This is a genomic window from Actinoplanes sp. NPDC051388, from assembly GCF_055586225.1.
Genome location: NZ_JBVJIP010000001.1, coordinates 561,747 through 578,304, shown reverse-complemented (window position 1 = coordinate 578,304; position 16,558 = coordinate 561,747). Strand labels below are relative to the sequence as shown.

Annotated in this window: 15 protein-coding genes; 6 read left to right on the top strand and 9 right to left on the bottom strand. The window is 69.7% G+C overall.

Features of this window, described 5'->3' with window-relative positions:
* Both ACZ6TI_RS02725 and hflX read right to left on the bottom strand, forming a co-directional pair.
* Window positions 1-1,430 (bottom strand): hypothetical protein (locus ACZ6TI_RS02725; RefSeq protein ID WP_465343234.1); only part of this gene is annotated, 1,430 nt, incomplete at its 3' end.
* Window positions 1,431-1,511: 81 nt separating this feature from the next.
* A complete protein-coding gene (hflX, locus tag ACZ6TI_RS02720; protein WP_465343233.1) occupies window positions 1,512-2,912 on the bottom strand; it encodes a GTPase HflX in 1,401 nt (466 codons plus the stop codon).
* A gap of 173 nt (window positions 2,913-3,085) precedes the next feature.
* On the opposite strand from hflX, the gene ACZ6TI_RS02715 reads away from it, so the two are divergent.
* Window positions 3,086-4,537: an NAD-dependent malic enzyme gene (locus tag ACZ6TI_RS02715; RefSeq protein WP_465343232.1), complete on the top strand. Its 1,452-nt coding sequence runs from the start codon at window positions 3,086-3,088 to the stop codon at window positions 4,535-4,537.
* Here ACZ6TI_RS02715 and ACZ6TI_RS02710 read toward each other — a convergent pair.
* The 3 genes from ACZ6TI_RS02710 to miaA are packed head-to-tail and all read right to left on the bottom strand — an operon-like array spanning window position 4,534 to window position 7,008.
* Window positions 4,534-5,247, bottom strand: coding sequence for a glycerophosphodiester phosphodiesterase (locus tag ACZ6TI_RS02710; protein ID WP_465343231.1), 714 nt, complete (start codon window positions 5,245-5,247; stop codon window positions 4,534-4,536). The two genes, ACZ6TI_RS02715 and ACZ6TI_RS02710, sit on opposite strands and share 4 nt — an antisense overlap.
* Window positions 5,247-6,062, bottom strand: a complete 816-nt coding sequence (dapF, locus tag ACZ6TI_RS02705; protein ID WP_465343530.1) for a diaminopimelate epimerase — start codon at window positions 6,060-6,062, stop codon at window positions 5,247-5,249. Before dapF ends, ACZ6TI_RS02710 begins: the two co-directional genes overlap by 1 nt.
* A gap of 46 nt (window positions 6,063-6,108) precedes the next feature.
* A complete protein-coding gene (gene miaA / locus ACZ6TI_RS02700) occupies window positions 6,109-7,008 on the bottom strand; it encodes a tRNA (adenosine(37)-N6)-dimethylallyltransferase MiaA (protein WP_465343230.1) in 900 nt (299 codons plus the stop codon).
* A gap of 178 nt (window positions 7,009-7,186) precedes the next feature.
* Between miaA and ACZ6TI_RS02695 the strand changes: the two genes are divergently transcribed.
* Window positions 7,187-8,395: a DUF349 domain-containing protein gene (locus tag ACZ6TI_RS02695; RefSeq protein ID WP_465343229.1), complete on the top strand. Its 1,209-nt coding sequence runs from the start codon at window positions 7,187-7,189 to the stop codon at window positions 8,393-8,395.
* 100 nt (window positions 8,396-8,495) lie between these two features.
* On the opposite strand, the gene ACZ6TI_RS02690 is transcribed toward ACZ6TI_RS02695, so the two are convergent.
* The 3 genes from ACZ6TI_RS02690 to ACZ6TI_RS02680 are packed head-to-tail and all read right to left on the bottom strand — an operon-like array spanning window position 8,496 to window position 10,874.
* Entirely contained in the window at window positions 8,496-8,954 is a 459-nt protein-coding gene (locus ACZ6TI_RS02690; RefSeq protein ID WP_465343228.1) for a group II truncated hemoglobin, read from the bottom strand.
* 50 nt (window positions 8,955-9,004) lie between these two features.
* Window positions 9,005-10,480, bottom strand: a complete 1,476-nt coding sequence (gene miaB / locus ACZ6TI_RS02685; RefSeq protein WP_465343227.1) for a tRNA (N6-isopentenyl adenosine(37)-C2)-methylthiotransferase MiaB — start codon at window positions 10,478-10,480, stop codon at window positions 9,005-9,007.
* A gap of 25 nt (window positions 10,481-10,505) precedes the next feature.
* Window positions 10,506-10,874 carry a hypothetical protein gene (locus ACZ6TI_RS02680; RefSeq protein WP_465343226.1) on the bottom strand — a complete coding sequence of 123 codons (369 nt, stop codon included), beginning with the start codon at window positions 10,872-10,874 and terminating at the stop codon, window positions 10,506-10,508.
* 218 nt (window positions 10,875-11,092) lie between these two features.
* On the opposite strand from ACZ6TI_RS02680, the gene ACZ6TI_RS02675 reads away from it, so the two are divergent.
* The 4 genes from ACZ6TI_RS02675 to ACZ6TI_RS02660 are packed head-to-tail and all read left to right on the top strand — an operon-like array spanning window position 11,093 to window position 14,477.
* The gene (locus tag ACZ6TI_RS02675) at window positions 11,093-11,836 is read left to right on the top strand and encodes an amino acid ABC transporter ATP-binding protein (protein ID WP_465343225.1); all 744 of its coding nucleotides are present in this window, start codon (window positions 11,093-11,095) and stop codon (window positions 11,834-11,836) included.
* Between the two features lie 59 nt (window positions 11,837-11,895).
* Entirely contained in the window at window positions 11,896-12,771 is an 876-nt protein-coding gene (locus ACZ6TI_RS02670; RefSeq protein ID WP_465343224.1) for a glutamate ABC transporter substrate-binding protein, read from the top strand.
* A 45-nt stretch (window positions 12,772-12,816) separates the two neighbouring features.
* The gene (locus ACZ6TI_RS02665; protein ID WP_465343223.1) at window positions 12,817-13,524 is read left to right on the top strand and encodes an amino acid ABC transporter permease; all 708 of its coding nucleotides are present in this window, start codon (window positions 12,817-12,819) and stop codon (window positions 13,522-13,524) included.
* On the top strand, window positions 13,521-14,477 hold the full coding sequence (locus tag ACZ6TI_RS02660; protein WP_465343222.1) for an amino acid ABC transporter permease: 957 nt from the start codon (window positions 13,521-13,523) through the stop codon (window positions 14,475-14,477). The genes ACZ6TI_RS02665 and ACZ6TI_RS02660 overlap by 4 nt, the downstream gene beginning before the upstream one ends.
* Here ACZ6TI_RS02660 and rny read toward each other — a convergent pair.
* Entirely contained in the window at window positions 14,458-16,158 is a 1,701-nt protein-coding gene (rny, locus tag ACZ6TI_RS02655) for a ribonuclease Y (RefSeq protein ID WP_465343221.1), read from the bottom strand. The two genes, ACZ6TI_RS02660 and rny, sit on opposite strands and share 20 nt — an antisense overlap.
* Window positions 16,159-16,558 lie beyond the last annotated feature (400 nt).

The following is a 16,558-nucleotide window of genomic DNA, read 5'->3' as shown; positions in this document are numbered from 1 at the left end:
CCACTCCCCCTCCTGCCTCTTTCTCTGTTCCCTTCCTCTCCTCCCCCCCCCCCCCCCCCCCCCCCCCCCCCACCCGGGGGACGACCGCCACCGCCCTGCGGGCGGCCCGCGCCGGCACCTGCCGGCGCACGATTTCCGCCATAGACACCCGGGCCGGCCGCGGCCGGCTTGGCGCCGCCGTAAACACCCGGCCCACCGGCCGCGGGTTTCGCACCGCCGCCGTAGACACCACGCCCCGCAGCCGCGCCGCCGACCGTCATCAGCTCGGTCTCGGCGTCGGCCGGCAGCGGACCGCCGTCGACGCCGCCCTTCATCGCCGGCTCCAGGGCCGGACGCTTGCGGGCCCGCCGGATGCCGAAGATGCCGAAGCCGACCAGGATCGCGCCGAGCACGCCGACGCCGCCCACCAGGTAGGTGATGTCGTTGATGCTGAGGTTGTCGAACCAGGAGAGGCCGCCGCCCTCGGACTTGTCGCCGGTGTCGCCGGCCGCGGCCTTGGTCGTCGCCACGGTGGTCACCGGCGTGTATCGCAGGATGTAGTTGTCGGCGTCCTCGGTGTTGCCCTGCATGTCCGAGACCGTGTAGAAGAGCTTGCCGTCCGGGCTGTAGGCGATCGCCTCGCCCTGCTGCTCGTCGGGCAGCGGCGTGACCCGCGGCGCGCCCTTGAGCGCGGCGAGCACGTCACCGCCGGTCACGTCCCACTCGAGCGCATCGGTATAGGTGCGCAGCACGACCTTGGTGGCGCCCTTGGTGACCGCGCCGCCGTCGACGGTGCCACGGCCCAGCCGGGCGATCGTGTTGCCCTGGGTGTCGCTCGGCGGCGGGGTGACCTCACCCGCCTTCTTCAGCGGCACGCCGGTGTCGCTGTTCTTCTTCAGCTTTGCCGTCGGCGTGTAGAGCCCGGCGGGACGGCCGACCTCCTTGGTCACGATGATCGGGGAGCCGTCACCGCTGAGCAGCAGCGCCTCGGCGTCGTGACTGCCGTCCGGGTAGGTCATCCGATAGATCACCGGCTTCGCCGACCCGTCGACCGGCATCGACCAGACCGCGATCGTCTCGCGGGTCTTCTCGTTGTCGCCGATGTCGGCGATCCAGAGCGTCTTGCCGTCCGGCGAGAGCAGCATGTCCTCGGTGTCGCGGGGACCCGATCCGCTGTAGGTCTGGGTGTCCTGGACCTTGCACTTGTCGTCGAGGAAGAACACCCGCTTGCGGTTCTGCGACAGGGTGCTGTCGTTGATCACGATGAAGCCGTCATCGGTGGCCACCAGGCCGGAGAGCTCGTCGAGCCGCTCATCGGTGACCTTGCAAACCTTCTTGCCGGCCTGGGCCTTGGCGGGCGCGCCGGTCGGCGCTTCCTCCGCGAAGGCGGTGCCGGCGCCGATCAACACGAGCCCGGAGGCGAGGAGGACCGACACCACGAGACGCCGCATCCGATCAGTGTCGCATGCGGCGTCGCGTGTCGGTGTTACGTGTGGATCACCTGAGGTCAGACGCCCGATGAACGACATCGATCACATGGTGAAGGAACTCAGCTCGGCGCCCAGCCGCTCGTCGACCCGCACCTGCAGCTCCGTGCCCTCCTCGGTGTGCCGGGTGGTGAGCACCTGTCCGCCGCGGTGGATCCGGGCGACCAGGTCACCGCGGTCGTAGGGCAACAGCACCCGCATCTCGACCGCCGGGCGTGGCAGGTGCGTCTCGATCGCGTGCCGCAGCTCGTCGATGCCGAGCCCGGATTTCGCCGAGACGAACACCGCGTCCGGCCACGTGCGCTTGAGGCGCAGCAGCGTCTCCTCGTCGGCGGCGTCGACCTTGTTGATCACCAGCAGCTCGGGCAGCTTGTCGGCGCCCACCTCGGCGAGCACCTCGCGGACCGCGCTGACCTGACCCTCCGGGTCGGGGTGCGCGCCGTCGACGACGTGGAGCACCAGGTCGGCGAACGCCACCTCCTCGAGCGTCGAGCGGAACGCCTCGACGATGTGGTGCGGGAGGTGCCGGACGAAGCCCACCGTGTCGGACAGCGTGTAGACGCGGCCGTCCTCGGCGGCGGCCCGGCGGGTGGTCGGGTCGAGGGTGGCGAACAGCGCGTCCTCGACCAGCACGCCGGCCTGGGTCAGGCGGTTGAGCAGGCTGGACTTGCCCGCGTTCGTGTAACCCGCGATGGCCACCGCGGGCACACCGTTGCGGGTGCGACGGGAGCGCTTGGTCTGCCGCACCGTACGCATCGCCTTGATTTCTCTCCGCAGTTTGGCGATGCGGGTGTTGATCCGGCGGCGGTCGGTCTCGAGCTTGGTCTCGCCGGGACCGCGCAGGCCCACGCCGCCGCCCGCGCCGCCACCGCGGCCGGAACCGCCGGACTGACGCGACAGCGACTCACCCCAGCCGCGCAGACGCGGCAGCAGGTATTGCAGCTGGGCCAGCTCGACCTGCGCCTTACCCTCTTTGCTCTTCGCGTGCTGGGCGAAGATGTCCAGGATCAGGGCGGTGCGGTCGACCACCTTGACCTTGGTCTGCTGCTCGAGGTTGCGCAGCTGCGAGGGCGAGAGCTCGCCGTCGCAGATGATGGTGTCGGCGCCGGTGGACAGGACCACGTCGCGCATCTCGTCGACCTTGCCCCGGCCGATGAAGGTGGCCGGGTCGGGGCGGCCGCGGCGCTGGATGAGGCCCTCGAGGACCTCGGATCCGGCGGTCTCGGCGAGGAGGGCGAGCTCGGTCAGCGAGTTTTCCGCCTCGGCGACGCTGCCCTCGGTCCACACGCCGACCAGGACGACCCGCTCCAGCCGCAACTGGCGGTATTCGACCTCGGTGATGTCGGTGAGCTCGGTGGAGAGACCGGCAACGCGCCGCAGCGAGTTGCGCTCCTCCAGCTCCAGCTCACCGGTGGTGACTTCGGGTTCTTGTAGCTCGGTACGCAAAAGGTGACCTCCTCGGCACCGATCGTGGCACGCCGGGGGAAGAGGCGCATCCACTTAACCGTGCCGGGCGTTGTCGCAGAGTGTCTGACTCATCAGTAACCACCGCGATGGATTCCGCTATTCCGAACGCGCAAGAATGCGGATACACACCCGCCAACGACGGAGGGACCACCGTGGTGACCACCCGCCTGCCCAGCGCAGGATTCTCGATCACGATCCGCATAGCCGTGACGGCCGACGCCTCGTCCATCGGCCGCCTCACCACCTGTGTCGGCGAGGCCGGCGCGATCGTGACGGCACTCGACGTGGTGGACTCCGACTCGACTCGCGTCCTCGTCGACCTCACCTGTGACACCGCCGACTCCGGCCACGCCGACCAGGTGGTCAAGCAGCTGGAGGAGCAGGACGGCGTGGACGTCCGCAAGGTCTCCGACCGCACCTTCCTGCTGCACCTGGGCGGCAAGATCGAGGTCAACTCCAAGGTCGCGCTGCGCAACCGGGACGAGTTGAGCCGGGCATACACGCCCGGGGTGGCCCGGGTCTGCATGGCGATCGCGGAGAACCCGGCGGACGCGCGCCGGCTGACCATCAAGCGCAACACGGTCGCGGTGGTCAGTGACGGCTCGGCGGTGCTCGGGCTGGGCAACATCGGGCCGGCCGCGGCGATGCCGGTGATGGAGGGGAAGGCCGCGCTGTTCAAGCGGTTCGGCGGGGTGGACGCCTGGCCGGTGGTGCTGGACACCCAGGACACCGACGAGATCGTGAACATCGTGCGGGCGATCGCGCCGGCCTACGGCGGCATCAACCTGGAGGACATCGCGGCGCCGCGGTGCTTCGAGATCGAGGCGCGGCTGCGTGAGCTGCTGGACATCCCGGTCTTCCATGATGACCAGCACGGCACCGCGATCTGCGTGCTGGCCGCGCTGACCAACGCGCTGCGGGTGGTCGGCAAGAACATGGCGGACGTGAAGGTCGTGGTCTCCGGGGCCGGTGCGGCCGGCACGGCGATCATGAAGCTGCTGCTGCGCCAGGGCGTGGGCGACATCATCGCCACCGACCGGCAGGGCGCCCTGCACCGGGGCCTGGCCGACATGAACCCGACCTGGCAGTGGCTGGCCGAGAACACCAACAAGCAGGGCTACCAGGGTGACCTGGCCGGCGCGATCGTGGGCGCGGACGTGTTCATCGGCGTCTCGGCGCCCAATCTGCTCACCGGCGCCGACATCGCCAAGATGGCGGACAAGTCGATCGTGTTCGCGCTGGCCAACCCCGACCCCGAGGTGGACCCGCGGGAGGCCCGCCAGCACGCCGCGGTGGTCGCGACCGGCCGCTCCGACCAGCCCAACCAGATCAACAACGTGCTCGCCTTCCCGGGCGTCTTCCGCGGCATGCTCGACGCCGCCGCGCACGAATTCACCGAGGAGATGGCGCTGGCCGCGGCCCGCGCGATCGCGGACGTGGTGGGCGAGGACAAGCTGAACCCGACGGTGATCGTGCCGAGCGTCTTCGACGCCCGCGTGACCCCGGCGGTGGCGGCCGCGATCCGTGCGGTGGTCAAGGGCACTCCGGCCCCGGCCAACGCGGCCGCGGCCGACGTGGACGACGCCCCCGAGGAGACGTTCTAGGAAGAAGTCCAGCCGGTGAGTTCGCCGGCCCGATCGGTGATGAGGCCGGCTACGCCGGCTTCGACCAGGGCCGGCCACTGGTCGATGTCATTTGCGGTCCACGGCATCACGTCGATGCCGGCGTCGATCAGCTCGGCCACCGTCTCGGCGTCGCCCAGCACGTCCTTGACCGACGGGTTGCAGCAGGCCACGCCGAGTTCCTTGGCGAGGGGCACGGTGTCCGCCTCGAAGCGCAGCCGCAACAGCCCGCGGCGCACGTCCGGCGCGACCTCGCGGACCAGCCGCAGCACCTCGGGGTCGAAGCTCTGCACGATGGTGTGGTCGAGCAGGTCGCCGGCCATGTCCAGGATCCGGCGCACCTGCTCGAGGTCGGCCGGCGGCTTGATCTCGAGCAGCAGATCGGTGTCCGCACAGACGTCGAGGACCTCGCTGAGCAGGGGGACGCGGACCCCGGCATAGGCCGGCGAGAACCACGAACCGGCGTCCAGCGCCCGGATCTCGTCGACCGTGAGGTCCCAGACCTTGCCGGAGCCGTCGGTCGTGCGGTCCACCGTGCGGTCGTGGATCACCACCGGCACCCCGTCGGCCGTGGTCCGCACGTCGAACTCCACATAGGTGGCGCCGCCGAGCACCGCGGCGGCCACAGCGGGCATCGTGTTCTCCGGCGCCACCGCCGAATAACCGCGGTGCGCGACTCGCTGCAACGCCATCAGAGCGTGACCTCGCCCAAAGCCACCAGCACCGCGGGCCCGGCCAGCCACCACTCCCCCTCGGGCGTGACGGTCACCGTGAGCCGGCCACCCGGCAGGTCGATGGTGACCACGCCGGAGGTCAGGCCGGCGTCGCGCAGCACCACGGCGCCGACCGCGAGCGCGCCGGACCCGCAGGAGAGCGTCTCGCCGGAGCCGCGCTCGTGCACCCGCATCCGGACGTGCAGGTCACCCACCGGTGCGACGAACTCGACATTCACCCCATCGGGGAACAGCGCCTCGTCGTGGCCGGGCGGCACGTGCAGGTCGAGCGATTCGAGCGGGGTGGAGAGCGAGCAGACCAGGTGCGGGTTGCCGCAGTCCACGGCCACCCCGGGACGGGTCAGGTGGCCGGTGGTGGCGGTGCTCGCCGCGTACACCCGAGGGGTTTTCATGCGCACCGAGATGGACTCCGCCTCGACCACCGCGAGCACCACCCCGGCTCGCGTCGCGATCGGCAGGCCGCCGGTCGGCGGCTCCGCGACCAGGCCGGACGAGAGCAGGTAGCGGGTGAAGACGCGGACGCCGTTGCCGCACATCTCGGCGGCGGAACCGTCGCCGTTCCAGTAGTCCATGAACCACTCGGCGTCGGCGGCGAACCCGGCGGCTTCGGGATGCTTGGCGCTGCGCACGACGCGGAGCACGCCGTCGGCGCCGATGCCCCGATGGCGGTCGCAGAGCGCGGCGACCAGGTCGGGCGTGAGATCCAGGGCGCCGTCGGGATCCGGCAGGATCACGAAATCGTTGCCGGTGCCGTGGCCCTTGACGAATTTCATCTGGGCTTTTCCGCCGCGGGCCTGCTCAGTGAACAACACGGGCCCATCATCCCGTAAGCGCCAGCGCGTCCGCCAACAGTGTGGGCGACGCCGCATCCAACCAGGTGATCCGTGGATCGCGTCGGAACCAGGAGCGTTGCCGGCGAATGAAGCGCCGGGTCGCGCGGGTCGTCTCGGCGCGCGCTTCTTCATCCGTCATCAGGCCGTCGAGCTGGGCGAGCGCCTGTTGATAGCCGAGTGCACGCGAAGCGGTCCGTCCCTGTCGAAGGCCCGGCAGGGCGGAAACCTCGTCCAGCAGACCGTCCGCCCACATCCGGTCGACCCGCGCCGCCACCCGCGAGTCCAGGACCGAGATGTCCAGGTCGAGTCCGATCTGCACGGAATCGAAGAACGGGGTCGGCGACGGCAGCGACGCCGTGAACGGCCGCCCGGTCAGCTCGATCACCTCGAGCGCGCGCACCACCCGACGCCCGTTGCTGGGCAGGATCTTGGCGGCGGCGACCGGGTCGAGACCCCGCAACCGCTCGAACAGCGGGACTCCGCCGGCCAACTCGTCCTCGAGCCGGGCCCGGATCGCCGGGTCGGTGCCCGGGAACTCGAAGTCCTCCAGCACCGCGCGGACATAGAGGCCCGAACCGCCGACCAGCAGCGGAACCAGCCCGCGACGGGCAATGTCCGACACCGCGGCGCGCGCCGCCTCCTGATATTCGGCCACGTTCGCGGGATAGGACACGTCCCAGATGTCGAGCACGTGGTGCGGCACGGCGGCCCGCTCGGCGGCGGTCACCTTCGCGGTGCCGATGTCCATCCCGCGATAGAGCTGCATCGAGTCCGCGTTCACCACCTCGCCGCCCAGCTCGCGGGCAAGCGCCATGCTCAGGGCCGATTTGCCGGCGGCGGTCGGACCGACGACGGCGATCACCCGGGGATGGGGGTGGTTCGGCACGGAGCAACGGTAGGACACCGTATGGTCACGGTCATCGGCGGGCACTTGGTCGTAACCGGGTTGGACCTGTGACAATGCGCGAGAAAGAATGCCTAGTGGTGTGTGGCATTCCCCACTGCGCTATGGCGGTGGCCGAGAGCGGAGCGGCTCCGGCGGCCGGGAGAACGAGGATGGGCTGATGAACGACTGGACAACCTTCGGGCGCGTCGACGCCGACGGCACGGTCTACGTCAAGACCGCCGAGGGCGACCGAGTGGTCGGTTCATGGCAGGCCGGCACGCCCGAGGAGGGCCTCGCCCACTTCGCCCGGCGGTTCGCCGATCTGGTCACCGAGGTCGACCTGATCGAGGCCCGGCTCAAGTCCGGCGCGGCCGACGCCTCCCATTCGCTGACCAGCGTCAAGCGGCTGCGCGCCACCCTCGACGAGGCACACGTGGTGGGTGACATCGACGGTCTCGCGACCCGGCTCGACCGGCTCGCCGGGGTCGCCGACGAGAAGGCCGGCGAGGCCCGGGTGGCCCGCGAGGCGGCCCGCGGCGAGGCCATCGCCCGCAAGACCGCGCTGGTCGAGGAGGCGGAGAAGATCGCCGCCGAGTCCACCGGCTGGAAGTCGGCCGGCGACCGGCTCAAGGAGATCCTCGACGAGTGGAAGACCATCCGCGGCGTCGACAAGAAGACCGACGGTGAGCTGTGGAAGCGGTTCGCGGCCGCGCGAGACGGCTTCACCCGCCGCCGCGGCGCGCACTTCGCCACCCTCGACGGCCAGCGCAAGCAGGCGCAGCAGGCCAAGGAGGACCTGGTCACCGAGGCCGAGACGCTCGCCGACTCCACGGAGTGGGGCCCGACCGCGGCCCGGCTCAAGGAGCTGATGAACGAGTGGAAGGCCGCGCCGCGCGCCGCCAAGGAGGCCGAGCAGCGTCTCTGGGAACGCTTCCGGGCCGCGCAGGACTCGTTCTTCACCAAGCGCAGTGAGGTCTTCTCCGCCCGCGACGCGGAATACAAGGACAATCTCGACCGCAAGCAGGCGATCCTGGCCGAGGTCGAGGCGCTGGACGTGGATGCCGACCCGCGCGGTGCGCAGAACAAGATGCGCGACGCGCAGGCCGCCTGGCACGACGCGGGCCGGGTGCCGCGCGAGGCGTCGGCCGGGCTGGACCGTCGCTGGCGGGCCGCCGAGGAGCGCATCCGGGTGGCCATGGACTCCGCGTGGCGCAAGACCGCCCCGCAGGACAACCCGCTTCTCCAGCAGATGCGTGAGCAGGTCGCGGAGGCCGAGCAGCGGCTGGCGCGGGCCCAGGCGGCCGGCGACAACAAGCGCATCAAGGAGGCCGAGCAGGCGCTGGCGTCCAAGCGTCAGTTCCTGTCCCTGGCCGAACAGGCAAACTAAGACCTTTTGATTACGCGCACAGCAGCGTCCCGTCAGTCACGGCCCGGACCGCAGGTGGTCCGGGCCGTTGCGCGCTTCCGGGCCGGAGGTCGGGCCGGCGTCAGCCGAGATAGGGCGGCGCCACGCCCCAGCCCCAGTGCGGGACCGGCGCGTTGCGGAACACGTCGGCGCCCGGCTGGGAGTTCTGCTTCGCGAGGCGCGTGCCCCACTCGATGTAGCCGAGGAAGGCGGCCCGGAACTCCGGGTCGTCGGGCAGCCCGGCCGCGTCGGCCGCGTCCTGGATCAGGTTGACCCAGCGGCGGCGCTGCGGCTCGGTGATCGCCATCCCGATGTGCTTGGCGACCATGCGGGGGTAGCCGCCGTGCTCCTCGGTGTAGGCCGGCGGGCCGCCGAAGACCTCGGCCAGCCAGATCGCCACATATCTCGCGTGCTCCGGATCCATCCGCTCGAACAGCGGGCCGAGCAGGTCGTCCTTCGTGACCTTGGCGTAGAAGGACTCGGTCAGCCGCACGAACGCCTCGGTGCCGCCGGCCCACTCGTACAGGGTGGGTGTCGTCATGGGCACCAGCCCAGCATCGGATCGCACCATCCACAAGTACGCACATTTCTTTAGACGGCGCAGCCTCCGGTGGCGGCCGGCAGTGGGGCCGGGACGCCGAGGGTGGGCAGGCCCAGGTTGACGCCGGGCATCTTCGGGGTGCGGCCCGCCTCCCAGGCATCGCCCGCCCGGGTGCGGCGGTGGCTCAGCGGGAGGCCGTCGGCGTTCAGGTGGTGCGGGGCGGCGTAGGTGATCACGGTCTCGACGATGTCACCGGGCCGGGGCGCGATGTCGCCGACCGCGAAGTGCACCAGCCGGCCGTCGCGCGCGCGGCCGCTCAGCCGGCCCGTACGCTCGTCCTTGCGGCCCTCGCCCACCGCGACCAGCACCTCGACCTTGCGCCCCACCTGGGCCTTGTTCTCCGCCCAGGTGGTCTCCTCGAGCAGGGCGATCAGCCGCTCGTAACGCTCCTGCACGACCGCCTTGGGCACCTGCAGGTCCATCGACTCGGCCGGGGTGCCGGGCCGCTTCGAGTATTGGAACGTGAAGGCGCTGGAGAACCGCGCCTGCCGGACCACGTCGAGGGTGCGCTCGAAGTCGTCGCCGGTCTCGCCGGGGAAGCCCACGATGATGTCGGTGGTGATCGCCGCGTCCGGCATCGCGGCCCGGACCTTGTCGATGATGCCCAGGTATTTCTCCTGGCGGTAACTGCGGCGCATGGCCTTGAGCACCGCGTCGGAGCCGGACTGCAGGGGCATGTGCAGCGACGGGCACACGTTCGGCGTCTCGGCCATCGCGGCGATCACGTCGTCGGTGAAGTCCTTGGGATGCGGGCTGGTGAACCGCACCCGCTCGAGGCCCTCGATGCCGCCGCAGGAACGCAGCAGCTTGCCGAACGCCAGCCGGTCGCCGAACTCGACGCCGTAGGAGTTCACGTTTTGCCCGAGCAGCGTCACCTCGAGCACGCCCTCGGCGGTGAGCGCCTCGATCTCAGCCAGGATCTCGCCCGGGCGGCGGTCCTTCTCCTTGCCGCGCAGCGCCGGCACGATGCAGAACGTGCAGGTGTTGTTGCAGCCCACCGAGATCGACACCCAGCCGGCGTAGGTCGACTCGCGCCGGGTCGGCAGGGTGGACGGGAACACCTCGAGCGACTCGAGGATCTCCACCTCGGCGGCCGCGTTGTGCCGGGCGCGCTCGAGCAGCGCGGGCAGCGAGCCGATGTTGTGTGTGCCGAAGACGACGTCGACCCACGGCGCCTTCTTGACGATCTCGCCGCGGTCCTTCTGCGCCAGGCAGCCGCCGACCGCGATCTGCATCTCCGGGTTCTTCACCTTGCGCGGGCGCAGGTGACCCAGGTTGCCGTAGAGCCGGTTGTCCGCGTTTTCCCGGACCGCGCAGGTGTTGAACACCACGATGTCGGCCGCGTCCGCGTCGGCGGCACGCACGTAGCCCGCGTCCTCCATCAGCCCGGAGATGCGTTCGCTGTCGTGCACGTTCATCTGACAGCCGTACGTGCGCACGTCGTAGGTGCGTGGGTTACCAGTCATGACAGTTGTCCAGGGTATCCGGTGGTCAAGCGGCGTGGCGCTCCGGAGCCACCGCACATGCCGGGTCACTGCCGGTGCACGGGCGCACGTGCCGGCGCTCCGTACCGTCGTCGGTCTCGATCTCGTCGGCATGCACGGCCCGCAGCGTCCCGTCGGGCTCGGCCAGCACGTACCGCGTGGGATTGAGAGTGTCGTCGGGGAGCAGGACCGCCGCGCCCAGCCGGACCGAGACGGCGCTGGCGATCTCGGTCTCGGTCTCGCCGCCGGGCGCGAGGTAGGTGTCGATCACTGTCGGGAACTCGCCACCGACATAGAACACGTCGCAGAGCAGAGCATGATCGGCGGTGTTCTCGAACATTCCGGTCACCGGCCGGCCGAGAACATCAGAGAGCACAGACCGGACCCTTGGCTCGTCGATCCGTCCGGCGGCAGACCAGTTCCAGATGCCGCCTGCCTGGTCACCGTCCGCCATACCACTCATCGTGGACATCCCCTCCGGCCTGCATGTCCCTGTGTTACCGCTCCGTGACCATTCTCGGCGCTATCCGATACAACGGCCCCCCTAGAGTGGCCCCATCCGAGTGAACCGACGTACAGGACGGTGGACCAACGGTGGTTGACGAGGCTCTCATCGTCCTTGACAAGGTCAACAAGTGGTTCGGCCCCCTGCACGTGTTGCAGGACGTCGATCTCAGCGTGCAGCGCGGTGAGGTCGTCGTCGTGATCGGACCGTCGGGTTCCGGCAAGTCGACGCTGTGCCGCGCGATCAACCGGCTCGAGCCGATCAACTCCGGCACCATCACGTTCGACGGGCGGCTGCTGCCCGCCGAGGGCAAGGGCCTCGCCAAGCTGCGCAGCGAGGTCGGCATGGTCTTCCAGTCGTTCAACCTGTTCGCGCACAAGACCATCCTGCAGAACGTGATGCTCGGCCCGCTGAAGGTCCGCCGCGAGAAGACCGCCGCCGTCCGCGAACGCGCGATGAGCCTGCTGGACCGCGTCGGCATCGCCAGCCAGGCGGAGAAATATCCGGCCCAGCTCTCCGGCGGCCAGCAGCAGCGGGTGGCCATCGCCCGCGCGCTGGCCATGCAGCCCAAGGCCCTGCTCTTCGACGAGCCGACCAGCGCGCTCGACCCGGAGATGGTCGGCGAGGTGCTCGACGTGATGACGTCGCTGGCCCGCGAAGGCATGACCATGGTCGTGGTCACCCATGAGATGGGTTTCGCGCGGCACGCCGCCAACCGGGTGGTCTTCATGGCCGACGGGCAACTGGTCGAGGAAGCTGAACCGTCCGAGTTCTTCGCGAATCCGAAGTCAGAGCGGGCGAAGGATTTCCTGTCCAAGATCTTGACGCACTGAGTGTCCATGTCGGAGGCACCAGGGGTGCCTTCATTGCATCACCACCGAGGAGCGTAACGATGCGCAGTACCCGAATTGTCGCAGCGCTGGGGGCCGCCGCCCTCGCGCTGACCATGGCCGCCTGTGGCGGAGACGACAGCGAGGGCGGCGGCTCCGGCAGCACCAGCTTCGCCGCCGGCTCGACCATGGAGAAGCTGAACAAGGCACAGAAGCTCCGCGTCGGCACCAAGTTCGACCAGCCCGGCTTCGGCCTCAAGGGCCTCAGCGGCAAGCCCGAGGGCTTCGACGTCGAGGTCGCCAAGCTGGTCGCCAAGGCGCTCGACATCCCCGAGGACAAGATCGAGTACACGGAGTCCCCGTCGACCGTCCGTGAGCAGGTCATCCAGCAGGACAAGGTCGACATCGTGGTGGCGACCTACACGATCAACGACAAGCGCAAGGCCGTCATCGACTTCGCCGGTCCCTACTACCTGGCCGGTCAGTCGATCCTGGTCAAGGCCGACGACAGCTCGATCACCGGGCCGGACTCGTTCAAGGACGGCACCAAGAAGGTCTGCTCGGTCACCAACTCGACGCCGGCCACCAACATCGAGAAGTACCTCGGTGACAAGGCCAAGCAGCTGGTGCTGTTCGACATCTACACCAAGTGCGTGGACGCCCTGAAGGGCGGTCAGGTCGACGCGGTCACCACCGACAACGTCATCCTGAGCGGCTTCATCTCGACCAACGAGGGCGCGTTCAAGCTCGCCGGTGAGCCGTTCACCGAGGAGCCGTACGGCATCGGCCTGAAGAAGGGCGACAACGACTTCCGCACGTTCATCAACGACATGCTGGAGAAGTCCTTCCAGGACGGCTCGTACAAGAAGGCCTGGGACGAGACGGCCGGCAAGTTCGACACGTCGACGCTCAAGACCCCGACCATCGACCGTTACTAGGACATAGGTGAGCGGCAGGGTGACCAGAATCCATAAGGCGGCGACATGAGTGCCGTGGTCGACAACTTCGACGTCTTCGCCGGTGGGTTCTGGCTCACCCTGCAGCTCTGCTTCCTCGCCGCCATCGGGGCGCTGCTGATCGGCACCCTGATCGCGGTGTTCCGGATCTCCCCGGTGCCACCGCTGCGGGCGGTCGGCACGGCATATGTGACGGTGTTCCGGAACGTGCCACTGACCATCGTCTTCTTCTTCTCCGCGTTCGGGTTGCCGGCGCTCGGCTCCAACGCCGCCTTCCTGCGCATCCCCGGCCTCGACCAGATCTTCACGCGGCTCGGCATCGACCTGCCGTACTTCCGCTTCGCGATCATCGCGCTCAGCCTCTACACCGGCGCGTTCGTCTGCGAGGCGCTGCGCTCCGGCATCAACGCGGTGCCGGCCGGCCAGGCCGAGGCGGCCCGCGCGATCGGCCTGACCTTCAGTCAAAATCTTCGCTTCGTGGTGCTTCCGCAGGCGTGGAAGTCGGCCATCGTGCCGCTCGGCAGCGTGATCATCGCGATGATCAAAAACTCCGCCCTGGCCGGCTTCTTCGGCGTGGTGGGAGACCTCTCCAATTCCGGGTACGAACTGATCACCGTTCAGGGCGAACCGACCATCCCGGTGATGATCGGCATCTCGATCGGCTTCCTCATCATGACCGTGCCACTCGGCATCCTCCTGGACCGCGTCGAGAAGCGCCGGGCGGTGGCACGTTGAGTCAGAGCACGCTCTACGACGCGCCCGGCCCCCGCGCCCGGCTGATCACGATCATCAGCAGCATCGTGGTCGGCCTGCTGATCCTTGGCGGCGCCTACCAGTTCGTCTACAAGCCGCTGGACAAGCGCGGCGAGTTCACGATGGAAAAGTGGGGCGCGCTGATCGACCCCTCCGACGAGAACTTCAGCGCACTGTGGGCCCGCATCTGGGACGGCTTCCAGGCCACCCTGATCGCCGCGGCGCTGGCCGTGGTCTGCTCCCTGGTCGTCGGCACCCTGCTGGGCATCGCTCGGGTCTGGTTGCGCACGACCAGCGAGCGCAAGTTCGTGGGCTTCTCCGCGCCGGTGGCCATGCTGCTGCGCACGCTGATGGTCGGGCTCGACTGGCTGAGCCGGATCTTCGTCGAGATCTTCCGCGGGCTGCCGGTGGTCATCACGATCGTCTTCGTCTGGCTCGGCCTGCCCTCGCTGGGCGTCGACCTGGGCAACCTGCTGTGGTACCTGGTGCTCGGCCTGGTGCTCTACAACTCGGTGGTGATCGCCGAGATCCTGCGCTCGGGCATGGAGGGCCTGCCACCGGGCCAGCGCGAGGCGGCCGAAGCGGTGGGCCTCAGCCCCGGCCAGACGATCCGGATGATCCTGCTGCCGCAAGCCCTCCGGATCATGCTGCCGGCCCTGATCAGTCAGCTGGTGGTGGTGCTGAAGGACACCTCGCTGGGCTTCATCATCGGCTACGAAGAGGTCCTGCGGATCACCACGCAGATCGTGCAGCTGCTGGACAACCAGATCCAGATGTACATCGTGGTCGGCGCGATCTACATCCTGATCAACTACGGCCTGTCGAAGCTGGCCGGCTACGCCCAGCGCCGGCTCGCTCGCGGCCGCAAGACGCGGGGGCTCCCAGCGGACACCGCGCCGCCGGCCGCCCTCGCGACTACCGTGCCAGCTCCGTGACCCGCGACTCGCGCACGACCGTGACGCGGATCTGGCCCGGATAGGTCAGCTCCTCCTCGATCTGCTTCGCGACGTCGCGCGCCAGCACGGCCGCGCCGATGTCATCGATGTCATCCGGGCGCACCATGACCCGGATCTCGCGGCCGGCCTGCATCGCGAACACCTTTTCCACGCCGACCTTGCCGGCCGCGATCTCCTCGATCCGCTCCAGCCTCTTCACATAGGCCTCGAGGCTCTCCCGGCGAGCGCCCGGCCGCCCGCCGGAACAGGCGTCGGCGGCCTGGGTGAGGACGGCCTCGATGGTCTGCGGGGGCACCTCGTTGTGGTGCGCCTCGATCGCGTGCACGACGTCCTCGGACTCCCCGTATTTGCGGGCCAGGTCGGCGCCGATCAGCGCGTGGCTGCCCTCCACCTCGTGGGTGAGCGCCTTGCCGATGTCGTGCAGGAACGCGGACCGCTTCATGGTCGGCACGTCCAGGCCCAGCTCGGCGGCCATGATGCCGGCGATGTGCGCGGTCTCCACCAGGTGCTTGAGCACGTTCTGGCCATAGCTCGTGCGGTAACGCAACCGGCCCAGCAGGGTGGCGAGCTCGGGGTGAATGTCGGTGATGCCGACGTCGACCAGCGCCTCCTCGGCGGCCCGGTCGCACAGTCGCTCCACCTCGTTCTTCGCGGTGTCGAAGACCTCTTCGATGCGGTGCGGGTGGATGCGGCCGTCGAGGACCAGCTTCTCCAGAGTCAGGCGGCCGACCTCGCGGCGTACCGGATCGAAGCAGGAGAGAAGCACGGCCTCCGGGGTGTCGTCGATGATCAGGTTGACCCCGGTGGTCGACTCGAACGCCCGGATGTTGCGGCCCTCGCGGCCGATGATCCGGCCCTTCATCTCGTCGCTGGGCAGATGCAGGACGCTGACCACGGACTCGGCGGTCTGCTCGCTGGCGATCCGCTGGATGGCGTCGACCACGATGTGCCGGGCGCGGGTGTCGGCGGTGCGCTTGGCGTCGCCCTCGATGTCCCGCACCAGAATGGCGGCCTCCCGCTTGGCCTGCGCCTCGATGCTGTCGATCAGCTCACCGCGGGCGACCTCGGCGGTCAGCCCGGCGATCCGTTCGAGCTCCTTGCGCCGCTCCTGGTCCGCGGCGGTCAGCTCGGCCTCGCGGCCGGAGAGCGCGGACTCGCGGGCGGCCAGGTCGGCGTCCATCGCGGCCAGCCGGCGCTCCCGCTCGACCAGGCGCTCGACCTCCTCGGCGTGCAGGCGCTCCCGCTCGTCGATCCGGCCGGCGCGGCGCTCGACCTCGGCCGCATGCTCCTTCGCGGTGGCGTTGAGCAGGGCCACCTCGCGTTCGCCGCTGCGGCGGGCGGCGGTGCGGGCCTGCTCGGCGTCGGTCTCGGCCTGGCGGTGGGCGTGCTCGAGGATGGTGTCGGCCTCCTCGTGGGCCGCTTCCAGCACGCGGCGGGCCTCGGCGCGGGCGGCATTGGCTTCGGCCTTGGCGGCGGCGGCTTCGGCCCGGACGGAGGCGGCCTTGGCCTTGGCGTCGTCCACCTGATCCTGGCGGTCCTTGGCCTCGATCTTGGTGCTCTGGATCTGGCGCAGCGCCCGCGCGCCGAGAACCAGCCCGCCCACCACGAACGCGGCGAGAACGACGATCGCCACCACCAGCACCCAATCCAGGGCGGTCATCGCCGCGTCTCCCTTCGCCAGCGCCGCCGCCCGCGGGCGGTGCGCTCCCCATGCACAGTTCCGGGGCGGGTGGGCTTGGAGGTCCTGCCATCGCTGGCAGTTCTTCCGCCGGGTGGGGGCGTTCTTCCGCTCGAGCTCGGTCCGGCGTGAGCCGTTCCGAGTCGGTCCGGGGGTGACCCGCCCTCCCGCTGGAGTTCGGCTCGGCCCTCAGCCGTCCCGATCCTGCCTGGGAGACCGTTCCCCTGCCCGAGTCCGGCACGACCTCAGCCGTTCCGATCCCGTCCGGGGTGGCCGTCCTCCCGTCTGAGTTCGGTTCGGCCCTGAGCCGTCCCGATCCCAACCGGGCGACCGTCCTCCCAGCGAGGTTCGGTTCGGCCTTTTCGCCGTCCCGATCCCAACC